General features: G+C 71.0%; 20 protein-coding genes and 1 riboswitch. Of the genes, 11 read left to right on the top strand and 9 right to left on the bottom strand.

Annotated elements, in window-relative coordinates; all coding sequences use genetic code 11:
• Nucleotides 1–33: 33 nt before the first annotated feature.
• Nucleotides 34–1,272 (bottom strand): outer membrane lipoprotein carrier protein LolA, encoded by a 1,239-nt coding sequence (locus ACGFWE_RS16535; protein ID WP_393600298.1) that lies wholly within the window; start codon nucleotides 1,270–1,272, stop codon nucleotides 34–36.
• Between the two features lie 243 nt (nucleotides 1,273–1,515).
• Nucleotides 1,516–2,526 carry a polyprenyl synthetase family protein gene (locus ACGFWE_RS16530; protein ID WP_352390654.1) on the bottom strand — a complete coding sequence of 337 codons (1,011 nt, stop codon included), beginning with the start codon at nucleotides 2,524–2,526 and terminating at the stop codon, nucleotides 1,516–1,518.
• Between the two features lie 524 nt (nucleotides 2,527–3,050).
• A riboswitch (cyclic di-AMP (ydaO/yuaA leader) is annotated at nucleotides 3,051–3,223 on the top strand.
• Nucleotides 3,224–3,228: 5 nt separating this feature from the next.
• On the opposite strand from ACGFWE_RS16530, the gene ACGFWE_RS16525 reads away from it, so the two are divergent.
• A complete protein-coding gene (locus ACGFWE_RS16525) occupies nucleotides 3,229–3,711 on the top strand; it encodes a transglycosylase SLT domain-containing protein (RefSeq protein WP_352390655.1) in 483 nt (160 codons plus the stop codon).
• Nucleotides 3,712–3,714: 3 nt separating this feature from the next.
• On the opposite strand, the gene ACGFWE_RS16520 is transcribed toward ACGFWE_RS16525, so the two are convergent.
• The 5 genes from ACGFWE_RS16520 to ACGFWE_RS16500 all read right to left on the bottom strand — a co-directional run bounded on the left by ACGFWE_RS16520 (nucleotide 3,715) and on the right by ACGFWE_RS16500 (nucleotide 8,907).
• Nucleotides 3,715–4,527 carry an HAD family hydrolase gene (locus ACGFWE_RS16520; protein WP_393600297.1) on the bottom strand — a complete coding sequence of 271 codons (813 nt, stop codon included), beginning with the start codon at nucleotides 4,525–4,527 and terminating at the stop codon, nucleotides 3,715–3,717.
• Between the two features lie 131 nt (nucleotides 4,528–4,658).
• Nucleotides 4,659–5,687, bottom strand: a complete 1,029-nt coding sequence (locus ACGFWE_RS16515) for a LacI family DNA-binding transcriptional regulator (RefSeq protein ID WP_352390657.1) — start codon at nucleotides 5,685–5,687, stop codon at nucleotides 4,659–4,661.
• Nucleotides 5,688–5,717: 30 nt separating this feature from the next.
• Nucleotides 5,718–6,581 (bottom strand): carbohydrate ABC transporter permease, encoded by an 864-nt coding sequence (locus ACGFWE_RS16510; RefSeq protein WP_352390658.1) that lies wholly within the window; start codon nucleotides 6,579–6,581, stop codon nucleotides 5,718–5,720.
• The gene (locus ACGFWE_RS16505; RefSeq protein WP_352390659.1) at nucleotides 6,578–7,573 is read right to left on the bottom strand and encodes a sugar ABC transporter permease; all 996 of its coding nucleotides are present in this window, start codon (nucleotides 7,571–7,573) and stop codon (nucleotides 6,578–6,580) included. Before ACGFWE_RS16505 ends, ACGFWE_RS16510 begins: the two co-directional genes overlap by 4 nt.
• Complete coding sequence (locus ACGFWE_RS16500; RefSeq protein ID WP_393600296.1) at nucleotides 7,570–8,907, bottom strand: ABC transporter substrate-binding protein; 1,338 nt, start codon at nucleotides 8,905–8,907, stop codon at nucleotides 7,570–7,572. The genes ACGFWE_RS16505 and ACGFWE_RS16500 overlap by 4 nt, the downstream gene beginning before the upstream one ends.
• Before the next feature lie 380 nt (nucleotides 8,908–9,287).
• Here ACGFWE_RS16500 and ACGFWE_RS16495 point away from each other — a divergent pair, with 380 nt between their 5' ends.
• The gene (locus ACGFWE_RS16495) at nucleotides 9,288–10,436 is read left to right on the top strand and encodes an arabinogalactan endo-beta-1,4-galactanase (RefSeq protein WP_393600295.1); all 1,149 of its coding nucleotides are present in this window, start codon (nucleotides 9,288–9,290) and stop codon (nucleotides 10,434–10,436) included.
• Between the two features lie 153 nt (nucleotides 10,437–10,589).
• Nucleotides 10,590–10,994 (top strand): hypothetical protein, encoded by a 405-nt coding sequence (locus ACGFWE_RS16490; RefSeq protein ID WP_352390662.1) that lies wholly within the window; start codon nucleotides 10,590–10,592, stop codon nucleotides 10,992–10,994.
• 545 nt (nucleotides 10,995–11,539) lie between these two features.
• On the opposite strand, the gene ACGFWE_RS16485 is transcribed toward ACGFWE_RS16490, so the two are convergent.
• The gene (locus ACGFWE_RS16485) at nucleotides 11,540–12,742 is read right to left on the bottom strand and encodes an FAD-dependent oxidoreductase (protein ID WP_393600294.1); all 1,203 of its coding nucleotides are present in this window, start codon (nucleotides 12,740–12,742) and stop codon (nucleotides 11,540–11,542) included.
• Between the two features lie 130 nt (nucleotides 12,743–12,872).
• Nucleotides 12,873–14,111 (bottom strand): ATP-grasp domain-containing protein, encoded by a 1,239-nt coding sequence (locus ACGFWE_RS16480; protein WP_393600293.1) that lies wholly within the window; start codon nucleotides 14,109–14,111, stop codon nucleotides 12,873–12,875.
• A gap of 274 nt (nucleotides 14,112–14,385) precedes the next feature.
• Between ACGFWE_RS16480 and fahA the strand changes: the two genes are divergently transcribed.
• The 8 genes from fahA to ACGFWE_RS16440 all read left to right on the top strand — a co-directional run bounded on the left by fahA (nucleotide 14,386) and on the right by ACGFWE_RS16440 (nucleotide 23,828).
• Nucleotides 14,386–15,621, top strand: coding sequence for a fumarylacetoacetase (gene fahA, locus ACGFWE_RS16475; RefSeq protein WP_393600292.1), 1,236 nt, complete (start codon nucleotides 14,386–14,388; stop codon nucleotides 15,619–15,621).
• Between the two features lie 179 nt (nucleotides 15,622–15,800).
• Nucleotides 15,801–16,742: a M56 family metallopeptidase gene (locus ACGFWE_RS16470; RefSeq protein WP_393600291.1), complete on the top strand. Its 942-nt coding sequence runs from the start codon at nucleotides 15,801–15,803 to the stop codon at nucleotides 16,740–16,742.
• Between the two features lie 220 nt (nucleotides 16,743–16,962).
• Nucleotides 16,963–17,748 carry a GntR family transcriptional regulator gene (locus ACGFWE_RS16465; protein WP_352390667.1) on the top strand — a complete coding sequence of 262 codons (786 nt, stop codon included), beginning with the start codon at nucleotides 16,963–16,965 and terminating at the stop codon, nucleotides 17,746–17,748.
• Between the two features lie 32 nt (nucleotides 17,749–17,780).
• A complete protein-coding gene (locus tag ACGFWE_RS16460; protein WP_007383981.1) occupies nucleotides 17,781–18,008 on the top strand; it encodes a ferredoxin family protein in 228 nt (75 codons plus the stop codon).
• 16 nt (nucleotides 18,009–18,024) lie between these two features.
• Nucleotides 18,025–19,371: an ABC transporter substrate-binding protein gene (locus tag ACGFWE_RS16455; protein WP_352390668.1), complete on the top strand. Its 1,347-nt coding sequence runs from the start codon at nucleotides 18,025–18,027 to the stop codon at nucleotides 19,369–19,371.
• Nucleotides 19,368–20,258, top strand: a complete 891-nt coding sequence (locus tag ACGFWE_RS16450; protein WP_393600290.1) for an ABC transporter permease — start codon at nucleotides 19,368–19,370, stop codon at nucleotides 20,256–20,258. The genes ACGFWE_RS16455 and ACGFWE_RS16450 overlap by 4 nt, the downstream gene beginning before the upstream one ends.
• Nucleotides 20,242–21,030 (top strand): ABC transporter ATP-binding protein, encoded by a 789-nt coding sequence (locus ACGFWE_RS16445; protein ID WP_393600289.1) that lies wholly within the window; start codon nucleotides 20,242–20,244, stop codon nucleotides 21,028–21,030. The genes ACGFWE_RS16450 and ACGFWE_RS16445 overlap by 17 nt, the downstream gene beginning before the upstream one ends.
• An 11-nt stretch (nucleotides 21,031–21,041) precedes the next feature.
• Nucleotides 21,042–23,828 carry a fumarate reductase/succinate dehydrogenase flavoprotein subunit gene (locus tag ACGFWE_RS16440; RefSeq protein WP_393600288.1) on the top strand — a complete coding sequence of 929 codons (2,787 nt, stop codon included), beginning with the start codon at nucleotides 21,042–21,044 and terminating at the stop codon, nucleotides 23,826–23,828.
• Nucleotides 23,829–23,915: the final 87 nt, after the last annotated feature.

Genomic DNA, 23,915 nt, shown 5'->3' with positions numbered 1-23,915 from the left:
GGCTCCCTCGATTCGTCGTGCTCCGCGGGGGAGCTACTTCCCCGCGTCGGCCGCCTTCACCAGGGCGTCCTTGGTGACCGCGCCGACGTAGACCTTGCCGTCGTCGGTGATCAGGGCGTTGATCAGGCGGGTCTTGAAGACGGTGCCCTCCCCGAACTTGCCGGAGACCTTGTCGCCGAGCGAGTCCAGGAAGCCGCCGACGTCACCGCCGACCTCGGAGCCGGACGGGACGCCCTGGCCGCCGGTGTCGAAGGTGGCTATGGAGTCCCAGCCGTCCCCGATGACGTTCAGCCCCTCGGGGCCGCCCTTGCCGAGGTCGTCGGAACCCTTGCCGGGGCCGTCGCCCGGACCCTTGTGCAGGCCCTCGCGGTGCTCCGGCGCCTTCGCGGCGTCGCCCTCCTCGACCTTCGCCCCCTTCGGCGGGGTGAAGTCGAAGGTCGAGGCGGCCGGCCTGGTGAAGCTGACCTGGGTGAAGCCCGCGTCCACGACGGCCGCGCCGCCACTCGCCGGCGTCAGCGTGAACTTCAGCGGCAGCCCGGTCTTCGCGTCCACGGCCACGGTGATCTGACCGACCGTCGAGCCGTCGTCCTTGGGCTTGATGACCAGGCGGTAGGCGTCCCGGCCCGCGACCTGCGCGGTGCCCTCCACGGTCACCGACGTGGTCTTGTCGGCGGCCTTGAGGGCGTCCTCGGCGAGGTCCTTGGGTGTGGCCGGGAGCTCTTCCTTCTGCTTGCCCCCGCTCTCGGAGGCCGTGGTGTGGAAGACGGAGTTGGACTTGCTGTCGTAGCCCCAGACGTCCTTGCCGTTGTGGATGAGGCTGTACTCCGCCGCGTTCTCCAGCAGCGAGACCTTCTGCCTGTCCTCGCCGTCGGCCGCGACGCGCAGTGTGTGCGTGCCGGAGGCGAGTTCGGTGAGCTTGGTGGTGGGGTCGGCGGACGAACCGTCGCCCGAGCCGGAGGACCCGGCGGCGGAGCCGAGTGAGCTCTCCAGGCCGCCGAGGTCCGGCAGACCGAGATCCGTGGTGATCTTCACGGTGCCGGACAGCTGCTGCACGTCCGACGCGGCGATCTTCTCGATGAGTTCCTGTGCGCTGATCTTCGGCAGGTCGGGGTCACCGGAGTCGGCGAGCGCCGGGACGAGCCCGATGGTCGCCGCCGCGACTCCCACCACCGTGGCCGGTACGACGTACCGCGCGGCCCTGCGCCGACGCGCGGAACGCAACTCTTCGGCGTCCGCGGCGGTCACGCTGTCGTCGGATTCGTACGGTGCCATGTGTGCCTTACCTCCGTCGTCGGCGGCGGCTGTCCACTCCCATGCATCCACCCGTAGCCGCCATTCTCACCCGAATCGGTGAGGAGTGGTGTTTTCCGTGATGTCCATCTGACCAAATCGGCCATGAGAATGCGTCAGACCTCGGAGCCAACTCCGTGTACACCTGGGGTATGACACGACATGCCGACGCCCCCTACGACCCGTAGGGGGCGTTCGCTCTGCCGGGCAGCCGGACGGCCGGCGCTAGCCCGCCCGATGCACCACCGCGTCGCACAGCTCCATCAGCGCCGCCTTCGCGTCGCACTCCCGCAGCGGTGCCAGGGCCGCGCGCGCGTCCTGCGCGTAGCGCACGGTGTCCCGGCGGGCCTGCTCCAGCGCGGGGTGCGTGCGCAGGGCCGCCAGCGCCTCCGCGTGCCGGGCATCGTCCGTGAGGTCGGAGTCGAGCAGCTCGCACAGGGCGATGTCCTCGGCAAGGCCGAGCCGGGCGGCCCGCTCCCGCAGCCGCAGCACGGGCATCGTGGGGATGCCCTCGCGCAGGTCGGTGCCCGGCGTCTTGCCGGACTCGCGGGAGTCGGAGGCGATGTCCAGCACGTCGTCGGCGAGCTGGAAGGCGACACCGAGGCGCTCGCCGTACTGGGTCAGGACGTCCACGACGGTCTCGTCGGCGCCCGACATCATGGCCCCGAAGCGGCACGAGACCGCGACCAGGGAGCCCGTCTTGCCGCCGAGCACGTCGAGGTAGTGCTCCACCGGATCGCGGCCGTCCTGCGGCCCGGCCGTCTCCAGGATCTGGCCGGTGACCAGGCGCTCGAACGCCTCCGACTGCACCCGGACCGCCTCGGGCCCGAGGTCGGCCAGGATGTGCGAGGCGCGGGCGAACAGGAAGTCGCCCGTCAGCACGGCCACCGAGTTGCCCCAGCGGGTGTTGGCGCTCTCGACACCCCGCCTGACCTCGGCCTCGTCCATGACGTCGTCGTGGTACAGGGTCGCGAGGTGGGTCAGCTCCACCACCACGGCCGACGGCACCAGGCCCGGCGCATAGGGGTCACCGAACTGGGCGGCGAGCATCACGAGCAACGGCCGAAACCGCTTTCCACCCGCTCGCACCAGGTGCTGGGCGGCCTCCGTGATGAAGGGGACCTCGCTCTTGGTGGCCTCGAGCAGTCCCTCCTCGACAGCCGCCAATCCGGCCTGGACATCGGCTTCCAGAGCCTGGTCCCGCACGCTCAGCCCGAACGGCCCGACGACGGTCACGAGGGGTCTCCTGTCTGCTGGTGTCTACTGGCGGTCACACGGAATGTCGATAGGTCGCTGCCATCACTCAAGTCAGCGTATCCGGTCACCTTTGGATCACCGATAGCGCCCGCCCCGTCCATGCCGGGCGGTATCGGATCACGGCCGGTATGTTTTCGATCATCTGATAAGAACAAATATCTACCGACTTGTACGGAATCGGCCGCCATGGCGGGACGGGCGCGGAGGCAGTGAATCCCACGGGCCGCCGGTTGAGCATGAGTTGAGGTTTCTTGCCCCTTTTGCACCTCTTGCGCTCCAGTGTGACTTGACCCACTCGTGCGGGCGAACCGGCATGAAACCGGAATTCACCGATCCGCCTTTGCCCGTGCGCGAGTTGAGACTTGGCGAACGCAAAGGATCAAGTACCTCAAATGCCCCTTACCAAGGTCAATAGGCACCTCATGTGAATTCGCCACTTGTTCCGGACATGTGCTCTCGCATACGTTCCCGGCCTGTCGGGCGGACGCCGAATCCTGCCACCGCCCGTACACCCACCGAGAACCATGGCAGGAGCGGGGGAACCAGGTTGACCGCCGGACCGGGCGTCTTTGGACATACCGGCACGGCTTGGGGTGAAGTCACGCCTTTCGTAGGCGTGGCCGGGCATCTCCCGCCCGAACCCGACAGCTCACCTCGCAGGCGACGGAGAGGAACTTCACCATGTCCGCTGCCGCTCAGCACCGACGTACCCGCACCAGCCGTCTCGTCCGCAAGCTCGCCGTCGCCGGCACCGGGGCCGCCGTCCTCGCGCTCCCCCTCATCGGCGCCACCACCGCGTCCGCGGCCACCCCGACCGTGCAGACCGCCAGCACGCTCGGGTACTCCAACACCCTCGACGGCTGGATCCGGGCCTCCCTCGCCGTCATGGCGGAGCACGGGATTCCCGGCTCCTACGACGGCATCTACCGCAACGTCATCCGCGAGTCCTCCGGCAACCCCTACGCCATCAACCTCTGGGACTCCAACGCGGCGGCCGGCACGCCCTCCAAGGGCCTGCTCCAGGTGATCGACCCGACCTTCAACGCGTACCACGTGGCCAACACCTCGTGGGACCCGTACGACCCGGTGGCGAACATCACCGCGGCCTGCAACTACGCGGCCCAGCGGTACGGGTCCATCGACAACGTGTTCGGCGCGTACTAGGAACTACGCCGCACGGAACAGTCTTTCGAGGACGACGGCGACGCCGTCGTCCTCGTTCGACAGGGTCACCTCGTCGGCCACGCCCCTGAGTTCGGGGTGGGCGTTGGCCATCGCCACACCACGGGCCGCCCAGTCGAACATGGGGATGTCGTTGGGCATGTCCCCGAAGGCGATCGTCACCTCCGGGCCCAGACCCAGGTGCCGGGCGGCCAGCGCGAGGCCGGTCGCCTTGGTGACGCCGCATGGCTGGAGTTCGACGGTCCCGGGCCCCGACATGGTGACCGTCGCCAGCGAGCTCACCACCGCACGCGCCGTGACCGCCAACTCGTCGTCGGACAGGTAGGGATGGCGCAGCAGCACCTTGCTGATCGGCTCGCACCACAGGTCGTCGCGCCGGCCCACCCGTACGGCGGGCAGGGTCGGGTGGGGCATCAGATAGCCCGGTTCGATGAGCGTGAGCCCCTCGATACCGTCCTGGTCCACGGCCGCGTACACCTGCCCGACCTCGGCCTCGATCTTGCCGAGCGCGGTCTCGGCCAGCTCCCGGTCCAGGGTCACCGACCAGAGCAGACGGTCCGCGCCGGCGTCGTACACCTGCGCGCCCTGTCCGCACACCGCGAGCCCCGTGCTGCCGAGTTCGTCGAGCAGGGACCGCACTCTGGGCGCCGGCCGTCCCGTCACGACGAGATGCCGGGCCCCACTCTCCGCCACCCTCGCGAGCGCGGCCAGCGACCGGTCCGAGACGGTGTCGTCGGCGCGGAGCAGCGTGCCGTCCAGGTCGGTGGCGATGAGTGAATATGCGGTGGAGGCGGCCATGATCAGAGAATACGGATGGTTGGCCCCCGCGACTCGACGCGAACCGGACGGCTCCTGCTTTCACATCCGTTGACGGCAGTTCCGGTTCCGGGGGGCCGCAGAGCGGGCCGGTGCCGGTCCGTCCCGTTCGGCTACGCGGAGTCCCGGACCACCAGTTCCGTAGGGAGGATCACTCCGGCCGTGTCCTCGCCCGCGATCTGGGCCAGCAGCATGCGGACCATCTCGGCGCTGATGCGGTCGAAGGGCTGGCGCATGGTGGTGAGGGCGGGGGTGATGGCGGTGGCCGCCGGGGAGTCGTCGAAGCCGCCGACAGCGATGTCGTCCGGGACCGAACGCCCGGCCTGCTGAAGGACACCCACGACCCCGAGGGCCATGAGGTCCGAGGCGACGAACACCGCGTCCAGGTCCGGGGCCTGGGCCAGCAGGCGGCGGGCCGCCCGTTCGCCGCCGCTGCGCCGGAAGTCGCCCTCGACGACGAGCGCCGGGTCGTAGGGCAGGCCCGCCTCGGCGAGCACGTCCCGGTAGCCGCCGAGGCGGTCGGGGCCGCCGGGCATGTCCAGCGGCCCGGTGACCATGCCGATGCGGCGGCGGCCGCCCGCGAGGAGATGGCGGACCATGTCCTGCGCGCCCTCCCGGTCGGCGGCGGCCACGTAACTCACCTTGGTCCCCCGCCCTATCGGCTTGCCGCAGACCACCAACGGGATCCCCGCGTGGTGCAGTTCGGCCGCGACCGGGTCACCGCTGTGGTTGGAGAGCAGCAGCACCCCGTCGACGTGACCCGAGGTGATGTACCGGGTCAGCCGGCGCCGGTCGTCGTCGCTCTCGGCCAGCATCAGCAGCAGCGGGATGTCGTGCTGGGCCAGCCGCTCGGTGCAACCGCGCAGCAGGATGTTGAAGTTGGGGTCCTCGAAGAACTTCTCCTGCGGCTCGGTCAGCAGGAACGCCACCGAGTCCGACCGGCCCGTACTGAGGCTGCGGGCGTGCCGGTTGACCACGTAGCCGGTCTTCCTGATGGCGGCCTCGACCGCCCGCCGGGCGGCGGGCGAGACGTAGTGGCCGCCGTTCAGGAAGCGGGAGACGGTGCCCCGCGAGACGCCCGCCTCCCGGGCCACGTCGTGGATGGTCGGTGGCTTGCGGCGTCCGTTCGCGCTGGTGGTCATGTTCCTCGTTCGTGAAAGTGGTCCGAAGCCTCAGGCCTTGACCGCGCCGCTCATCAGGTCCAGCGACCAGAACCGCTGGATCACCAGGAAGAGCCCGATCAGCGGCAGGATCGCCAGCAGACATCCGGTGATGACCAGGGTGTAGAGCGCGGGCTGCGAGGCGCCCTGGGCGAGCAGCGTGTACAGGCCGAGGGTGATCGGGAACTTCTCGTCGTCGGCCAACATGACGAAGGGCAGCAGGAAGTTGTTCCAGATGCCGACGAACTGGAAGAGGAACACCGTGATCAGCCCGGGCATCATCATCGGTACGGCGATCCGCGAGAAGATCCTCCACTCGCTGGCGCCGTCCATGCGGGCGGCCTCCATGAGCTCGGCGGGCACGGACGCGGCGGCGTAGATGCGGACCAGGTAGACGCCGTACGGCGACAGGATCGACGGCAGCAGCATCGACCAGTACGAGTCGGCCATGCCGAGCTTCGACATCAGCAGGTACTGCGGTACGGCCAGCACGATGGACGGCACCAGGACGCCGGCCAGGATCATCTTGAAGACGGCCTCACGGCCGCGGAAGCTGTAGCGGCCGAGCGCGTAGCCGCCGGCGGCGGAGACCGCGGCGGAGAGCAGGGCGCCGAGACCGGCGTAGAAGGCCGAGTTGGCCATCCAGCGCCAGAAGATGCCGTCGCGGTAGGCGGTGAGGTCGCTCAGGTTCTGGAAGAGGCCGGTGCCGGGGGCGAGGGTGAAGGTGGAGAAGAGCTCCGACCGGTCCTTGGTCGCCGCGACGACCACCCAGGCGATGGGGATCAGGCAGTACAGCGCGCCGAGGATCAGGACGATCGTGGGCACCCAGGCGGTGCGGCCGCCCTTGGGCCTGGCGGTGAGGGTGAGGGGGGTCATGCCCGGTCCTCCCGGGTGTAGCGGTCGGAGATGCGCAGCAGGGTGAAGGAGAGGACGAACGTGGCCAGGGCCAGGACGACCGCGGTGGCGGAGGCACCGTAGATGTCGGACTGGAGGAAGGCCTTGTCGTAGATGGCCATCAGCGGGCTCCACGAGCTGGGCAGGCCGTTGGTGAGCGGCTTGAGGGCCATCGGCTCGGTGAAGACCTGAAGGGTGGCGATCACCGAGAAGAAGAAGGTGAGCACCAGGGAGGGCATCACGATCGGGATCTTGATCTTCAGGGCGATGCTCAGATTGGTCGCGCCGTCGATCCTGGCCGCCTCGTAGATGTCCGCCGGGATCGCCCTGAGGGCGGTGTAGATGACGATCATGTTGAAGCCGGTGCCGCCCCAGACCGCGATGTTGGCGAAGGAGAGGTACAGGTTGCCGCCGTCGAACAGGTCGGGCTGCGGGAGGCCGAACTTGTCCAGCAGGTAGTAGAAGGGGCTGACGTCCGGCAGGTACAGGAAGCCCCACATGAGGGCGGCGATGATGCCCGGCACCGCGTACGGCAGGAAGATCATCAGCCGGGCGAAGGGCGCGCTGCGGGCCTTCGGGGTGTCCAGCATCAGCGCGAACAGCAGCGCGAGGCCCAGCATGGTCGGGATGACGATGAGGCCGTATCCGAAGGCGCGCAGCACGCTGTGGCCGAACTCGGAGTCGTTCAGGACGTCGGTGTAGTTGCCGATGCCGTTCCACACCTGCTCGCGGGCGCCCTTGCCGAGGCCGATGCCCTTGACCCGGACCTTGTGCAGGCTCAGCCAGATCGCGTACCCGATGGGCACCACGGTGAAGGCGGCGAACAGGGTCAGGGTCGGCACCAGGAACCAGTACGGTGCGCTGCGGCCACGGCGGCGGGGGCGGCTGGGGCGGACGGACGGGGCGGTGCCGGTGCCGTCCGCCAAGGGCCCGGCCTCGATGAGGTCGGAGCCCTTGAGCGGAGCGCTGGTCATGCCTCGGTCACCTCGAAGCCCTGCTTCTTCATGTCGCCGAAGGTCTTCGACTGCACCGTGGCGAGGGCGGAGTCGAACTGGGACTCCTTCTTCGCCTTGGTGGCCTTGCCGAAGGCGTCCTGGAAGGTGGTGTAGGCCGTGTTGACGTTGGGGCCCCAGGCCGCGGCGGCGGTGGTCGCGGCGATCTCGCCGGCCGTCGTGTAGAAGTCCGCCTGGTTGGAGAAGAACTCCGGCGTGGTCAGGACGTCCCCGGACTGGCCCTTCGTGGCGGCCGGGTAGATCGCGACCTCCTTGACCAGGGCGGCAAGCGCCTCCGGGTCGGTGTTCAGCCAGGTGGCGAACTTGGCGGCGGCCTCGGCGTGCTTGGAGTCGGTGGAGACGCCGGTGGAGGAACCGCCCCAGCTGCCGGTGACGTTCTCGCCCGACTTCCACTGCGGCAGCGGGGCCATGCGCCACTTGCCCTTGGTGTCGGGCGCGGAGGAGACCAGCACCCCGGGCGCCCAGACGGCCGAGACCCAGGCCAGGTGGGTGCCCTTGTTGAGGGCGTTGTTCCAGGCCGGGGTGTACATCGGCTGGTTGTCGATGACGCCCTCCTGCACGAGCCCGCCCCAGAACTCCGCGACCTGCTTGGTGGCGGCGTCGTCGATGCCGACGGTCCACTTGCCGGCCGAGTCGACGGTCCACCACTTGCCGCCGGCCTGCTGGGCGAGGCCCGCGAACAGACCGGGGTCGTTGGCGGAGAAGGTGGTCAAGTAGGCGTCCGGGACGGCCTTCTTGGCGGCGCGGGCGGTCTCGGCGAACTCCGTCCAGGTCTTCGGGACGGTCAGTCCGTGCTTCTTGAAGAGGTCCTCGCGGTAGTAGAACATCAGCGGACCGGAGTCCTGCGGGATCGCGTAGAGCGCGTCCGAGCCGAGGGTGACCATGCCCCACAGGCCCGCGGCGAACTCGGACTTGGTGTCACCGGCGTACTTGGAGATGTCGGCGAGGACGTCGTTGGAGACCAGGGTGGGCAGCGACTGGTACTCGACCTGCATGAGGTCGGGGGCGTTGCCGGCCTTCTTCGCGGTGATCAGCTTGGACAGGATCTCCTGACCGCTGGCCTGCTTGGACACGGTGACCGTGATGTCCGGGTTCTTCTTGTTCCAGATCGCGGCGACCTTCTCCATGTTCGGCGCCCACGACCAGTAGGTCAGCTTGACGGGCCCGCTGCTGTCGCCGGAGTCCTTGTCGTCGCTACCGCCGCAGGCGGCGAGGGTGCTCGTGAGGCCGAGGGCTGTGGCCCCGGCAAGGATGCTGCGCCTGCTGATCTGGCGGCGGTTGATCGACATCTTCATCTCCCCTGACTTGGAACCAGCCGGTCTCGGACATCCGCGTACGCGGCAACCGCCGTGGGGGGAGGTTCTGCGGATGTGCCCGAGAGGCTGTGCGCGAGGGCCGCGCGGCTCTGTGATCGTGCACAGTAGAGAATTGTTTCGGCCCCTTGTCAATGGCGGGAGCGTGGGGTTACCTACTTGTTGCCCGCCGATGACAGGGGTGAGGGGAGCACGAGGGGAGCTGTGCACGATCACAGAAAATGAGGGTTTTCCTTGGTCGTCCGGCGTCTCACCGGCTCCCCTCACCCCGTTCCTCGACCTGCCTTCTGGTTCTTCTCCGGCCGCCGAAGTCATCGGCAGAGCCGGTGTCCCCCTGACCGTCCGCGAAAGGACCGTTCGACATGCGCAGACGCAGTGTTCTCACCGCTGCCGGAGCCGCCGCCCTGGCAGTTCCCGTGCTGGGGGCGGCGCCGGCCGTGGCCGCACCCGCCGCCGCTTCGGCGGGCGGCCGGAACCGGCTGGAGATCCGGGGCATCGACATCTCCTCGCTGCCGAAGAACGAGGACCACGGCGCCGTGTACCGCACCGCCGAGGGCCACCGGCAGGACCCGGTCCGCCTCCTCGCGCGGGCCGGCGTCACCCACGCCCGCCTCAAGGTGTGGGTGAACCCGGCCGACGGCTACAACAACAAGGCGCACATCCTGCCGCTGGCCCGCCGCCTCAAGCGGGCCGGGGTCGGCATCTGGATCGACTTCCACTACTCCGACAGCTGGGCCGACCCCGCCCACCAGACCAAGCCGGCCGCCTGGGCGGGCCTGGACGTGGCGGGCCTGACCAGGGCGGTCTACGACCACACGGCCGACGTCCTCGGCGCACTGAAGCGGCAGGGCACCCCGGCTCAGCTGGTGCAGATCGGCAACGAGTTGAACGGCGGCCTGATCTGGCCCGAGGGCAACTGGGAGCACTTCGACAACATGACCGCCTTCCTCAAGGCCGGTCTGAGCGCGGCCCGCGACACCACCCCGCGCGTCCGCACGATCCTGCACCTGGCGAACGGCGGCGACAACGGGCTGTACCGCTGGTGGTTCGACAACGTGGTGTCGTACGGCGTCGACTTCGACATCATCGGGCTCTCCTACTACCCGTTCTGGCACGGGCCGATCGCGGACGCGGCCGCCAACATGGCCGACGTGACCGCGCGTTACGGCAAGCCGTGCGTGATCGCCGAGACGGCGTACCCGTTCACGCTGGAGAGCGAGGACGACGTCAACGACATCATGAACAGCCCCTCGCAGCTGACCGAGGGCTACCCGGCGACGCCCGAGGGCCAGGCCGCCTGGGTGCGCACGGTGGCGGACCTCGCCGCCGGTGTGCCGGGCGGGCAGGGTCTCGGCTACTGCTACTGGGAGGGCCTGTGCACCTACCGCGCGGGCAATGGCTGGGACCCGGCGGACCCGTCCTCGGGCAACGCGTGGGAGAACCTGGCGCTGTTCGACTTCCAGGACAGGGCGCTGCCGGGGTTGCGGACGCTGGGGCGGTATCGGTCTTAGTTCACCGGGTGCGGGGTGTAGTGCGGTACACCCCGCATACGGCAGTCAGCTCCCTCGTGGCCGGGGCCGGGGGGCGGAATCGTGAACGGCATCGCATCCCGCCCATCGCATTCCGCCCATCGCGTCCCGCCCCGAGAAAGGTTGGCCACAGCCATGCGCCGTCGCCGTAGCCTCACCATCGCCACCGCCCTCACCGCCGCCGCCCTCACCGCCGTCCTCGCCACCGGCTGCGACCCGGACGACGTGGACAACTCCCTGGACTGCGTCTCCCACGCCGACACAATCGCGGACAGCGTCAAGGCCATCCACGAGGCCGGCTGGGACGCGGTGAAGGACCCCTCTAAGACCGACGCATCCATCGCCACGATCGACAAGAACCTCGACGAGATCGACAAGGACCGGGACGAGTCGGGCGACAGCGAGGTCGACAGGGCCGTCAAGGACCTCGACAAGGCGATCGAGGACTACAACAGGTCCATCCTCAACGGGGACACCGACCCCGACTCCGCCAGGATCGACGCGGCGGCCGACCGGCTGAAAGCCGCGTGCACCTCGTGAGGCCGGGCGAGGGGGCCCTCCGGCGCGGGCTCGGGTGACGTCGACGCGGGAGCGGGGCGCCGGGTCTCGCGGCAGCCGGGGTGGCCCGCCCGGACCCGGCGACGTCAGCGCCGTCCGCCCGGAATGGCCGTCGGCGTGGGCCGCCGGGCAGGGTGTTGACGTGGTCCGCCGCGCAAGGCGTCAGCACGAACCGCCCGAGCAGACCAAGCCGTGGGCCGCAGGACAGACCGTCGACGCAGACCGCCGGGCGCACCGGAACTCGCAACCGCCGGGTCGGCAAACCCGGACACCGCGAGGTCAGCGCCCTCCGCCCGAAAAGCCGTCGGCGTGGGCCGCCGCGCAGGGTGTTGACGTGGTCCGCCGCGCAAGGCGTCAGCACGAACCGCCCGAGCAGACCAAGCCGTGGGCCGCAGGACAGGCCGTCGGCGTGCGACACCGGACACACGTCAGCCCGGACCGCCCGGAAAGGCCGTCAGCACAGACTGCCGGACACGACGTCGCCACGGGCCGCCCGGACACGAGGTCACCCCAGCCCCCCGACAGACCTAACCGTGAGCCCCCGCCAGATGGTGGGCCAGCCTCGGGGAGGCGAACTCCGTACCGCACACGAAGCGCATCACCGGGCCGTAGGACGCCGCCGCCGGGAGGCCGGTGAAGTACAGGCCCGGTACGGAGGAGACGTATCCGGCGCCGAGCCTGGGCGTGCCCCGGCTGACCGCGAGGGCGGTGCGCAGTTCGTGCCCGAGGAAGTCCATCGCGGCGAGGTCCACGCGATAGCCGGTGGCCGCGATGATGTGGTCGGCGGCGAGGCGGTCCATGGTCCCGGCGTCGGTGCGGACCTCCAGGCTCGGGTGCCCCCGTGACGTGTCCGCCTTGAGGATCCGGTCCACCTCGGTGACCTGGACCTTGCCCTCGAAGCGGTCGCGCAGCCACCACGCGCCGAGCGGGCCGAGGACTCGTCGGACCAGGTAATGACGGGCGCCGGCCGGGAGGCGGCGGTAGGGGTGCGGGTAGTAGGTCAGGGCCCACAGCGACCACGCCCGACCGAAGGGCGACTCGGGTCGCAGCCTCGGCTGCTTCCACGGCGGTGCGCCGAAGGCCACGCTGCCGCGGCCACGGGCGACCACCCTGACCCGGGCGCCCGCCTCCGCCGCCAGGACGGCCGTCTCCAGCGCGGACTGCCCGGCGCCGACGACGATCAACTCCTTGCCGGCGTAGCGGGTGAGGTCGTGGTGCTGGGAGCTGTGGGAGACCGGGCCGGTGGGCGCCGGTCCGTCGGGCAGGGCGGCGGCCAGCTCCCTGGGCAGGTGGGAGAGCCCGGACAGACCGGTGGCGACGACGACCGCCCGCGCGGTGAACGACTCCCCCGAGTCGAGCTTGAGCTGGAAGTCCCCCCGCTCGCCGCGGTCCACGGACACCACCCGCACCTGTTCCAGTTCGGGCACCAGCGTCTGCTGGAACCACTGGCCGTAGGCGATGAAGGTCTCGACGGGAACGATGTCCTGGTCCGTCACCAGCCGGGGGATCCCCGCCGCGTCGCAGTAGTCGACGAGGGTGTGCCCGGGCTGGGGCGCGTCGAGGTTGGAGGCGGCCGGGGTCGATTTGAGGAGCATGCCCGCGGGCATGTGGTCGCGCCAGCTGACCATGGGGTCGCCGAAGACGCGCACGGGAATGCCGCGCGCCCGCAGATGGGCGGCGGTCGACAGGCCGAAGGGCCCGGCGCCGATGACTGCTACCGGTTGGATCACGAAGTCCCTCCCCAGGACGTCACTTCGTCACTTCGTGGTGGTGCCGCTGTGCAACTGGTCCGCTGTTCAATTGGTCCGCTGCTCAATTGGTCCGCTGTTCAACTGGTCCGCTGTTCAACAGGTCCGCTGTTCAACAGGTCGTGCTGCCGCGGCGGTTGGCTCGCCACAGCTGATAGAGGTGCCTCGCGCCGGGCCGCACGAAGCGCCCGAGCATGGTCAGGAACGGCAGCGGGTCGTCACCCGCGAACCAGGCCAGCTCGGTCCCGCTGGGCCGCGCCGGCGCGTGCGGCGTCGTATAGCCGCTGCGGCGGTAGGCGAGCAGGGCGGGCAGGTCGATGTTCTCCACGACATAGCGGTGACCGGCCCGCTGTTCCCCCTCCGGAACGGCCCGCCCGGTGAGGTCAAGGTGCATGGCGCGGACGACGTCCACCCCCGACTCGCTCTCGAAGAGCCGGAACTGGGCGCCCATGCGGGGGTTGAAGTCGAGCAGTTTGTACTGACCGTCGCGCCGGTCGAAGCGCAGGTCGAGGTCGATGACGCCGGTGTAGCCGATCTGTTTGACAAAACGCGCGGCGAGGTCCGCGAGTTCCGGGTTGTCGACGACGTACGCGTTGGCCGTCATCCCCGCGTGCGGCGGCCAGGAGCGCACCTTGACGCCGGTGAACAGGGCCAGCGGGGTGGAGCTGGCGTCGAAGTAGGCGTGCACGATCCAGTCCTCGGCCTCCTCTCGTGGCAGGTACTCCTGGAGGATCACCCCGGGCCGCTCGCCCCAGTCACGGGCGAGGGCGAGCAGCCGCTCACGGGTGGTGATGCGCGTGGTGCCGTTCACCGCGGGCCGTCGGCGCCGTACGAACGCCTCGCGGTTCTTGGCCACCACCGGGAAGCGGGCCTTCTCGGCGAAGGCCACGATGTCGTCGTACGACTGCGGGAAGGCGGCCTGCGGGCTCGCGATGCCGTGCTCCGCGCACAGTTCGTGCAGGCCCTGTTTGCTGGCCAGCCGGCGGGTGAGGGCGGGCTCCACGCGCGGGAAGAGGAACCGGCCGAAGAGGTCGCGCTGGTGCTCGGCGATCAGGACCGCCGCCTCCTCGTCGGTCGGCACGAGGACGGTGGGGCGGCCGATGCGGCGCCCGATCCGGATCAGTCCCTCGACCAGCCGGCCGGGGTCCTCGGTGCCGGTCGTCGGCCAGACGAACGCGCGCGTGAGGTACCGGGAGGCGGCCGCGGGTGTGTAACGGTCCTCCGTGATGGCGTACATGGGCACGCCGAGGCGGCCCAGACTGCGGATCGCGCCGACTCCGCCGTGGTGCAGCGGGTAGTCGCCGAACTTGACGATCAGGGCCGGTACCTCACGGTCGGCCTCGAATGGCACACTGCTCGCGCTCCTGGCCACGGTCCCCCCACGCGTCCCCCCACGGACGCGATCCCACCCATCCCGTCCGTGCTCGCAAAGGACGCTAAGCCGGAATGGAAGCCTCCGACCGCCCCTTAACGGGACATTGCTAACTCTTTAGCCACATCGCCAGCCCTTTGGACACTCCCGTGACCGGCGACTCGGCCGTAACGTGTGGCGCGACCACCCGGACCGCACCGTGTGCCCCGACCACCCGGTCGGCACGGCACGCGCGAGAGTGAGGCAGCACCCCATGCCCCCCTTCGTTGGCCCCTTCGACGTGCCCGAGGGCGACCCCTTCGGCCCGCACAACCTTCCCTACGGCGTCTTCTCGCCGTCGGGCTCGGCCGACCGGACCGTCGGCGTCCGGCTCGGCGACCAGGTCCTCGACGCGGGCGCGGCCGCCGCCGCCCTCGGCTCCCCGTACGTCTCCCTGCTCGCCCGGCCCTCCCTGGACGCGCTCCTCGCCGCCGGCCGCACGGCCTGGTCGGACGTGCGGCGCGCGCTGACCGCGTGGGTGACGGTGCCGGCGCACCAGGAGGCGATCGCGGGCTTCTTCCACCCGCTGTCCTCGGTCGACCTCCACCTCCCCTTCGAGGTCGCGGACTACGTCGACTTCTACGCCTCCGAGAACCACGCGCGAAACGTCGGCCAGATCTTCCGCCCCGACGCCGCCGACTCCCTGACCCCCAACTGGAAGCACCTGCCGATCGGTTACCACGGCCGCGCGGGCACGGTGGTGGTGTCGGGGACGGATGTCGTACGGCCTTCAGGGCAGCGGAAGGCCCCTGCCGACGAGGCTCCCGTCTTCGGGCCGTCCGTGCGGCTGGACATCGAGGCGGAGGTCGGCTTCGTGGTCGGGACACCCTCGGAGCTGGGCCGGCCGGTCGGTCTCGGTGACTTCCGGGAGCACGTCTTCGGGCTGTGCCTGCTCAACGACTGGTCCGCGCGGGACATCCAGGCCTGGGAGTACGTCCCCCTCGGCCCGTTCCTCGGCAAGTCCTTCGCCACCTCGGTGTCGGCGTGGATCACCCCGCTGGACGCGCTGGAGGAGGCCCGGGTGGCGCCGCCGGAGCGGACCCACGAACTGCTGCCGTATCTGGACGACACCGCTTCCGACGTGGAGCCGGGCGGCTACGACCTGCGGATCTCCGTCGCGATCAACGGCCACGTGGTGTCGGAGCCGCCGTTTTCCACCATGTACTGGACGGCGGCCCAGCAGTTGGCGCACATGACGGTGAACGGGGCCTCGCTCAGGACGGGCGACCTGTACGGCTCGGGCACGGTGAGCGGGCCCTCGGCGAGCGAGCGGGGGTCGCTCCTCGAGCTGACCTGGAACGGACGGGACGCGCTGGAACTCCCCGACGGCAAGCGGACGTTCCTCGAGGACGGGGACGTGGTGACGCTGTCGGCGTGGGCTCCCGGTCCCGGCGGAGTCCGGGTGGGCCTGGGGGATGTGGTGGGACGGGTGGTGTCCGGGGACGTGTGAGGTGTCGTGTGAGGTGTCCGGAGCTGTTCGAGTCCTGCCGCGGGGCGTCCGCTCACGGCATACTGGCGACGGGCGGCATACGTGGACGACGTGTCGACCGCCCTGCAAGCGCCTCACCGCACAGTCCCACCTCACAGCCCCATCTCCCCTGTCTCCGATCAGGATGCGGAGCCCGTGGCATGACACTCTGCCTGCTCCTGCTGAGCACCGTCGCCGTGGCGGCCGCCGTGCCGGTGCCGCGCGCGCTCACCCGGGCCGCGTGGCCCGAACGGGAACCGGTGGTCGGGCTGTGGGTGTGGCAGTGCCTGGTCGCCACGGTCCTGCTGTCCTGCCTGACCGCGCTGGTGCTGGGCGCGGCGGCCGTCTTCCACACGGTCCGCGACCATGTGTTCGCCCCGGCCCCGCCGGCCGTGACCGCGGCGTACGACCTGTCGGCCGCGCCGCTCTGGGCGGTCGCCGCGACCCTCCTGCTGGCGGCCGGGGCCGCGTGGACCACGGCGATGCTGGCCCGTGAACTGGTCGAGGCCCGGCGGCGCCGGGGGCTGGCCCGTGAGCATCTGCGCGAGCGCGCGCCGGATCTGCCGGCCGGGCTCGGGGCGGCGACGCGCGGTCCGCTGCTGGTGCTGGAGGACGAGTACCCGGACGCGTGGTGGATGCCGGGGAGCCCGCCGCAGCTGATCGTGACGACCGGTGCGCTGCACCGACTGACCGATCACCAGCTGGACGCCGTCCTCACCCACGAGCGCGGGCACGCGCGGGCCCGCCACGACTGGCTGCTCCACCTCTCGACCGCGCTGGCCACCGGGTTTCCACGGGTGCCGCTGTTCGCCCACTTCTGCGACCAGACGCACCGGCTGGTGGAGCTGGCGGCGGACGACACGGCGTCGCGGCGGTGCGGTCACCTGACGACGGCCCTGGCGCTGATCGAGCTGAACCAGCATCGGGGGGTGCTGTCGTGCGCCTCCAGTCATCGGTTGCTGGGTGAGCGGGTGGACCGGCTGCTGGAGCCGCCGCCGCGGTTGCTGCGCAGGCAGCGGGCGCTGACGTCTGCGACGGCTGCGCTGGTGCCGTTGTTGCCGTTGCTGATCGTTTTTGGGCCTGGGTTGTCTGCGCTGGCGTAGGGCAGTGGGGTTGTGTTTCGGCTGCGGGTCCGGTGGGGGCTTGTCGCGCAGTTCCCCGCGCCCCTGGGTGGGTCGCAGCCGCCCTCGTTCTCTTCGTCAGGTGGCACATCTCACCCCACAGCTGTAGAAACCGCAGGTCAGCCGGGAACCCGTCACTCCGTCAGGTGGCGCAACAATCCGGCAACACTGGTTTTCCTACCGGCTCGGTATGGTTCCAGCCATGCCATCCACCGACCGTATCCGGGACCACGCGGGGCAGGGCGCGACCACCGTCGCCGCCCGTGCCCGGCGCCGGCTGCGTGCGGACCAGGCGCGGCAACTCGCCGATCTCCTCCGGCAGCAGGTCCTCACCGGCGGCTTCGAGAGCGGCACCCTCCCCCACGAGACGACCCTCGCCGCCGACTACGGCGCCTCCCGCAACACGGTCCGCCAAGCCCTGGACCTGCTCCGCGCGGAAGGCCTGGTGGAGCGCCTCCCCGGCGTCGGCACCGTGGTCGTCGGCCAGAAATACCCCCACGGCCTGGACCGTCTGATGGGCCTCGCGGAAACCCTGCGCGAACACGGCACGGTCACCAACGAGGTCCGCACCATGGGCCCCGCTCCCGCTCCGCACCCGGTGGCCCAGCGCCTCCAGGTCGATCCCGGCACCGACGTCCTCTACATAGAACGTCTGCGCCGCCTGAACGGCCTGCCCCTCTCCCTCGACCTCACCTACATCCCGCTCGACCTCGGCACCGCCCTGCTCGGCGCCGACCTGGAGAACACCGACGTCTTCCGCCTGCTGGAGACGATCACCGGCCAGGGTCTCGGCCACGCCGAGATCACCCTGGAGGCGGTGAACGCGGACGCGCACTCCGCCGCCGTACTGGAGGCCCCGCGCGGCGCGGCCGTCCTGATGCTGGAACGCCTCACGCACCTCGCCGACGGCCGCCCGGTCGACCTGGAGTTCATCCGCTTCCGCGGCGACCGCATCACCATGAGCGGCCTGCTGCACCGCTCCCTCTGACCTCTTTTCCGAGCCGTTTCCTGGAGACAGCCATGCCCTTGGTGCCCCAGCGGGCCGACGTGCCCGTGACCATCGACGAGTCCAAGTGCATCGACGGCTGCACCCTGTGCGTGGACATGTGCCCGCTGGACTCGCTGGCCATCGACAACAGCAGCGGCAAGGCCTACATGCACGTCGACGAGTGCTGGTACTGCGGCCCGTGCGCGGCCCGCTGTCCCACCGGAGCCGTCACGGTCAACATGCCCTATCTGCTCCGGTGAGAGGCCCAGAACTCCCATGAAACGCACACCACTCGCAGCTCTCGCGGCACTCCTCCTGCTCCCCCTCACCGGCTGCGGCGGCAACGCGGCGGCCGGAGACGGCGGCTCCACGGTCACCGTCACCGTCGGCTACCAGTCCAAGACCATCAACACGGTCACCGCCGGCACCCTGCTGCGCTCCCTCGGCTACTTCGAGAAGGAGCTCAACTCCCTGCACGACGGCAAGACCTACAAGGTCGACTGGCAGGACTACGCCACGGGCGCCCCGATCACCGCACAGATGACCGCCGGGAAGATCGACATCGGCTCGATGGGCGACTTCCCGCTCCTCATCAACGCGGCCCGCGGCAAGCAGCTCGGCAAGCCCACCCGCCTGGTCTCGGTCACCGGCTACAACCTCCGCGGCGGCCTCAACACCATCGTCACCTCCCCGGGCTCGAAACTGGCCTCCCTCGCCGACCTCAAGGGCAAGAAGGTCTCCACCAGCGTCGGTTCCGCCGCCGACGGCACCCTCGTGCGCGCCCTCCAGCGGGCCGGCATCGACCCCGACAAGGGCATCGAGAAGCTCAACCAGCAGCCCGCGGTGGGCGCTTCGGCCCTGTCGGCGGGCAGCACGGACGCGCTCTCCCAGTTCGTCGCCTGGCCCGGACTGCTCACCTACCAGGGCAAGGCGCAGGCCCTGTACGACGGCGCCGAGCTGAACCTGCCCACCTTCCACGGCGTCACCGCCCGCGAGGACTTCGCCACCAAGCGCCCGGCGGTCCTGGAGGCGTTCCTGAAGGCCCAGGCCGAGGCCACCGACTACCTCAACGACCACCCGGTCGCCGCCGCCGAGTCGGTCGCGAAGGCCACCGGCCTGCCTCCCGAGGTCGTCTACCTCTACAACGGCGCCCACGGCATCGCCACCTTCGACCCGGCGGTCAAACCAGAGCTGGTCTCCGCGCTGAAGAAGGACGTCTCGGTGCTGAAGGCGGCCAAGCTCACCGGCGACATCGACGTGGACTCCTTCGTCGACGACCAGTACGTCAAGAAGGCCCTCGGAGCCGGCTACGCCAAGCGCCTCGCCGCTGCTCCCGCCGCCTCGGCGAGCGAGGTCTGGCCCAAGGGCGCCTCCTCGACCCGGAGCTTCAAGACACCGGCCGAACTCCTCACCTACGTCTCCGCGCACAAGGACGGCATCCGCGCCGCCTACGTCCCCGACGCCACCACCGGCACCCTCTGGTTCGCCGACAAGGCGGTCTGGGTGGCCGACGGCAACCGACTCCTGCCCTTCGTCGCCCCGGAGACCGCGCGGGCCTACGTCTCGGCGCACGGCGGCGCCCGGGTCGTCACATACGCCGACGCGCTGGAGCAGGCGTCATGAGCCGGCCCCTGCCGAAAGCCGGCCGGTACGCGCTGCGGGCGGCCTCGCTGGGGATCGCCCTCGGCGTGTGGCAACTGCTGACCAGCCTGGACATCGACCTGTGGCTGCGCTTCTCGCAGTTCCCCACGGTCGCCGACGTGGCCCGCGCCTTCGCCGACCGGCTGTCCGGCCACGACTACTGGACGGACCTCACCGACAGCCTCACCCGCATCCTCACCGGCTTCCTGCTCGCCGCGGTGCTCGGCGTGGCGACGGGCGTGCTCGTGGCACGCTCCCGTCTCGCCGAGGACCTGCTCGGGCCGGTGCTGGAGGTCGTCCGGCCGATCCCCGCGATCGCCCTCGTCCCGGTCGCGATCCTGCTGTTCCCCTCCAACGAGCAGGGCATCGTCTTCATCACCTTCACCGCCGCCTTCTTCCCCGTCCTGGTCTCCACCCGGCACGCGGTCCGCGCGCTGACCCCCGTGTGGGAGGAGGCGGTGCTGACCATGGGCGGCGGCCGGTGGCGGATCCTCGCCTCGGTCGTCCTGCCGGGTGCCCTGCCCGGCATCTTCGGCGGCCTGTCCGTCGGCATCGGCGTCTCGTGGATCTGTGTGATCTCCGCCGAGATGATCTCCGGCCAGTACGGCGTCGGCTACCGCACCTGGCAGGACTACACCGTCGTCAACTACGCGGGCGTCTTCGTCGGCATGGTCACCATCGGCGTCCTCGGCTGGCTGACCTCCACCGCTGTGGAACTGCTGGGGCGCCGGCTGACCCGCTGGCTGCCGCGGACGTCGTACGTCGCCGGGGCCCGGCACCGGACGCCGCGTGCCGCGACCCCGCCCGCCCCCCTGCGCAAGGCACCCGAACCCGAGGCCGAGGAGGCACGCGATGAACACCTCGTCTGACACCCTCTTCGACACGGCGGCCCAGACCCCGCCCGCCGCACGCGGCACCCGCCTCACCCTCCGGGAGGCCACCCTCGGCCGACCGGACGCCCCCGTGGTCACCGGCGTCGACCTCGACATCGCCCCCGGCGAGATCCTCACCGTCGTCGGCTCCTCCGGCTGCGGCAAGTCCACGCTGCTGCGCACCCTGTCCGGCCTCCTCCCCCTGCTCTCGGGCGAGGTCGCCCAGGACGGCCGGCCCCTCACCGGCCCCGGTGCCGAACGCGCCCTGGTCTTCCAGGAGGACGCCCTCCTGCCCTGGCGCACCCTGCGCGCCAACGTCGAACTCCCGCTGGCCATCAAGGGCCTGTCGCGCACCGAGCGCCGCACACAGGCCGAGTCCTGGCTGGAGCGGGTCGGACTGGCCGACCACGCCCGGCAGCTGCCGCACCGCGTCTCCGGCGGGCAGCGCCAGCGCGCCCAGCTGGCCCGCGCCCTCGCGGGAGCACCCCGCGCCGTCCTCATGGACGAACCCTTCGGCGCCCTCGACGCCCAGACCCGCGCCGGCATGCAGGACCTGCTGGTGGACGTGCTCCAGGGCACGGGCGCGACCGTCGTCTTCGTCACCCACGATGTGGACGAGGCACTCTTCCTCGGCGACCGCGTGGCGCTCCTCGGAGGCGGCCGCCTGACCGCCGTACGCGAGGTGCCGCGCCCGCGCGACCGTACGGCGCACGACGATCCCGCGCGCGTGGCGCTGCGGCGCGACGTCCTCTCCTCGCTCGGAACCTGAAAGGCCCCCCGGTGACCACCTCCGTGAACCCGCCCCTGGAGATCCCCGCGCTCACCGACGCCGAGGAACTCACCTGCGACGTCCTCGTCATCGGCGGCGGCACCGCCGGCACCATGGCCGCCCTGACCGCCGCCGAGCACGGCGCGAACGTACTGCTGCTGGAGAAGGCCCACGTCCGGCACTCCGGCGCGCTCGCCATGGGCATGGACGGCGTCAACAACGCGGTCATCCCCGGCCGCGCCGAACCCGACGACTACGTCGCCGAGATCACCCGCGCCAACGACGGCATCGTCGACCAGTCCACCGTCCGCCAGACCGCCACCCGCGGCTTCGGCATGGTGCAGCGCCTGGAGTCGTACGGCGTGAAGTTCGAGAAGGACGAGCACGGCGACTACGCGGTCCGCCAGGTCCACCGCTCCGGCTCGTACGTGCTGCCGATGCCGGAGGGCAAGGACGTCAAGAAGGTCCTGTACCGGCAGCTGCGGCGGCGCGAGATGCGCGAGCGGATCCGCATCGAGAACCGGGTGATGCCGGTGCGGGTGCTGACGGCTCCCGAGGACGGGCGCGCGGTGGGCGCGGTCGGCCTCAACACACGCACCGGCGCGTTCGTCACGGTCCGCGCGGGCGCGGTGATCCTGGCGACCGGCGCCTGCGGCCGCCTGGGCCTGCCCGCCTCCGGCTACCTGTACGGCACGTACGAGAACCCGACCAACGCGGGCGACGGCTACGCCATGGCCTACCACGCGGGCGCCGAGCTCACCGGCATCGAGTGCTTCCAGATCAACCCGCTGATCAAGGACTACAACGGCCCCGCCTGCGCCTACGTCGCCAACCCCTTCGGCGGCTACCAGGTCAACCGGCACGGCGAGCGCTTCGTCGACTCCGACTACTGGTCCGGCCAGATGATGGCCGAGTTCGCGGCGGAGGTCGCGTCCGACCGGGGCCCGGTGTACCTGAAGCTGAGCCACCTGCCCGAGGAGTCCATCTCGTCCCTGGAGTCGATCCTGCACTCCACGGAACGGCCCACCCGAGGGACCTTCCACGAGGGCCGCGGTCACGACTACCGCACCCATGACATCGAGATGCACATCTCCGAGATCGGTCTGTGCGGCGGCCACTCGGCCTCCGGCGTCCGTGTCGACGACCACGCCCGGACGACCGTCCCCCGCCTCTACGCCGCCGGCGACCTGGCCTGCGTCCCGCACAACTACATGATCGGCGCCTTCGTCTTCGGCGACCTCGCGGGCGCGGACGCCTCCCGGTACGCGCCGTACGAAGGGCAGTTGCCGCTCGACCAGCTCCGCGAGGCGCACGAACTGATCTACCGCCCGCTGCGCAACCCGGACGGCCCGCCGCAGCCCCAGGTCGAGTACAAGCTGCGCCGCTTCGTGAACGACTACGTGGCCCCGCCGAAGTCCGGCGCCCGTCTCTCGCTGGCCCTGGAGTCCTTCGAGCGGATGCGGGAGGACATCGCCGCGATGGGCGCCCAGACCCCGCACGAGCTGATGCGCTGCGCCGAGGTCTCCTTCATCCGCGACTGCGCCGAGATGGCCGCGCGCGCGTCCCTGGCCCGCACGGAGTCCCGCTGGGGCCTCTACCACGACCGTCTCGACCACCCCCATCGCGACGACGCCTCCTGGTTCCACCACCTCGACCTGCACAAGTCCCCCTTGGGTGCGATGGAGTTCACGGCCCGTCCCGTGGCTCCCTATCTGGTTCCGATCGACGAGTTCACCCCGGTCGGCGGCCCCTCCCGGCACATCGGCGAGGTGCACGCCGAGCAGGTGGCGACGGCGGGGGCGCGTGAGCTGGCCCCGGTCGCCGCCGGGCGGCCCGGTGCCACGGACGGCACCGCCGACCGCCCCGGTACCGGCACCGTGCCGGACGCCCCGGTCCCCCTCTCCCCTGTCTCACCCCGCCTGCTCGGCCTCCTCGCCCTCGCCGAGCAGGAACCCGAACTGGCCGCCCTGCGGACCTACTTGTCCGACCCCGACCCCGCCGTGCGCCGTACGGCCGTCAGCGTCCTGACGGAGACCGCGCCGCCGGGGACCGGTCCGGTGCTCGCGGAGTCCCTCACCGACCAGGACCCCGGGGTCCGGGCCGCCGCGGCCGCGTCACTGCGCGAACTCGTCGAGACGCTGCCGCCCGACCCCGCCCTCCGCGAGGGGCTCGCCGCCGCCCTGGCCGAGTCCGACCCGGTCGTCCGCGCCGCCGCCCTGGACGTCCTGCGGGCCCTGCGCCTCGGTGACACGAAGCTCTTCGCCGGGGCCCTCACCGACGCCGACATCGCCGTCCGCATCGAGGCCGTCCGCGCCCTCGTCTCCGTGGACGCCGCCGAGGAACTCGCCCGCGCGGCCGCCGGCGACCCGTCCCGCGAGGTCCGCGTGACGATCGCCAAGGCGCTGGCGACGGTGTCGGCGGAACGCCCGCTGGACGTCACCCTCGACGCCCTGACCCGTCTCACCGAGGACCCCGACGCCCTGGTCCGTGGGGCCGCTTACGGAGCACTGGGCACCACCGGCTGCCCCGCGCCCCTCGCCGCCCGCGCCGTCACCGCCCTGTCGGCCTCCGCCTGGCAGGTCCGGTCGGGTGCCGCGACGGCGCTGTCCGCCGCCGACCCTGACGCGGCCGTCCCCGCCCTCGCCAAGGCCCTCGCCGATCCGAACGCCGATGTCCGCAAGGCGGCCGTCCTCGCCCTGACCCGGCACTCGGCGACCGAGGACGCCCGCGCGGCCCTGGCCACGGCCACGACGGACTCGGACGCGGACGTCAGGGCGTACGCGACACGCGCCCTGTGAGGTGGGGTAGGACCGCGGGGCACGTACCCCTTGCCACGCGACGCAAGGCCGCGCGCCCCAACCCCCGCACCCCTCGCCGGAGCCCGG

This window comes from Streptomyces sp. NPDC048523, assembly GCF_043199815.1.
Lineage (GTDB): Bacteria > Actinomycetota > Actinomycetes > Streptomycetales > Streptomycetaceae > Streptomyces.
This window is presented reverse-complemented; position numbering and strand designations above follow the sequence as displayed.

Coding starts and splice junctions, on each gene's coding strand:
- ACGFWE_RS16535 (WP_393600298.1), bottom strand. CDS start 1,272: ATGGCACCGTACGAATCCGACGACAGCGTGACCGCCGCGGACGCCGAA.
- ACGFWE_RS16525 (WP_352390655.1), top strand. CDS start 3,229: ATGTCCGCTGCCGCTCAGCACCGACGTACCCGCACCAGCCGTCTCGTC.
- ACGFWE_RS16520 (WP_393600297.1), bottom strand. CDS start 4,527: ATGGCCGCCTCCACCGCATATTCACTCATCGCCACCGACCTGGACGGC.
- ACGFWE_RS16515 (WP_352390657.1), bottom strand. CDS start 5,687: ATGACCACCAGCGCGAACGGACGCCGCAAGCCACCGACCATCCACGAC.
- ACGFWE_RS16510 (WP_352390658.1), bottom strand. CDS start 6,581: ATGACCCCCCTCACCCTCACCGCCAGGCCCAAGGGCGGCCGCACCGCC.
- ACGFWE_RS16505 (WP_352390659.1), bottom strand. CDS start 7,573: ATGACCAGCGCTCCGCTCAAGGGCTCCGACCTCATCGAGGCCGGGCCC.
- ACGFWE_RS16500 (WP_393600296.1), bottom strand. CDS start 8,907: ATGAAGATGTCGATCAACCGCCGCCAGATCAGCAGGCGCAGCATCCTT.
- ACGFWE_RS16495 (WP_393600295.1), top strand. CDS start 9,288: ATGCGCAGACGCAGTGTTCTCACCGCTGCCGGAGCCGCCGCCCTGGCA.
- ACGFWE_RS16490 (WP_352390662.1), top strand. CDS start 10,590: ATGCGCCGTCGCCGTAGCCTCACCATCGCCACCGCCCTCACCGCCGCC.
- fahA (WP_393600292.1), top strand. CDS start 14,386: ATGCCCCCCTTCGTTGGCCCCTTCGACGTGCCCGAGGGCGACCCCTTC.
- ACGFWE_RS16470 (WP_393600291.1), top strand. CDS start 15,801: ATGACACTCTGCCTGCTCCTGCTGAGCACCGTCGCCGTGGCGGCCGCC.
- ACGFWE_RS16465 (WP_352390667.1), top strand. CDS start 16,963: ATGCCATCCACCGACCGTATCCGGGACCACGCGGGGCAGGGCGCGACC.
- ACGFWE_RS16460 (WP_007383981.1), top strand. CDS start 17,781: ATGCCCTTGGTGCCCCAGCGGGCCGACGTGCCCGTGACCATCGACGAG.
- ACGFWE_RS16455 (WP_352390668.1), top strand. CDS start 18,025: ATGAAACGCACACCACTCGCAGCTCTCGCGGCACTCCTCCTGCTCCCC.
- ACGFWE_RS16450 (WP_393600290.1), top strand. CDS start 19,368: ATGAGCCGGCCCCTGCCGAAAGCCGGCCGGTACGCGCTGCGGGCGGCC.
- ACGFWE_RS16445 (WP_393600289.1), top strand. CDS start 20,242: ATGAACACCTCGTCTGACACCCTCTTCGACACGGCGGCCCAGACCCCG.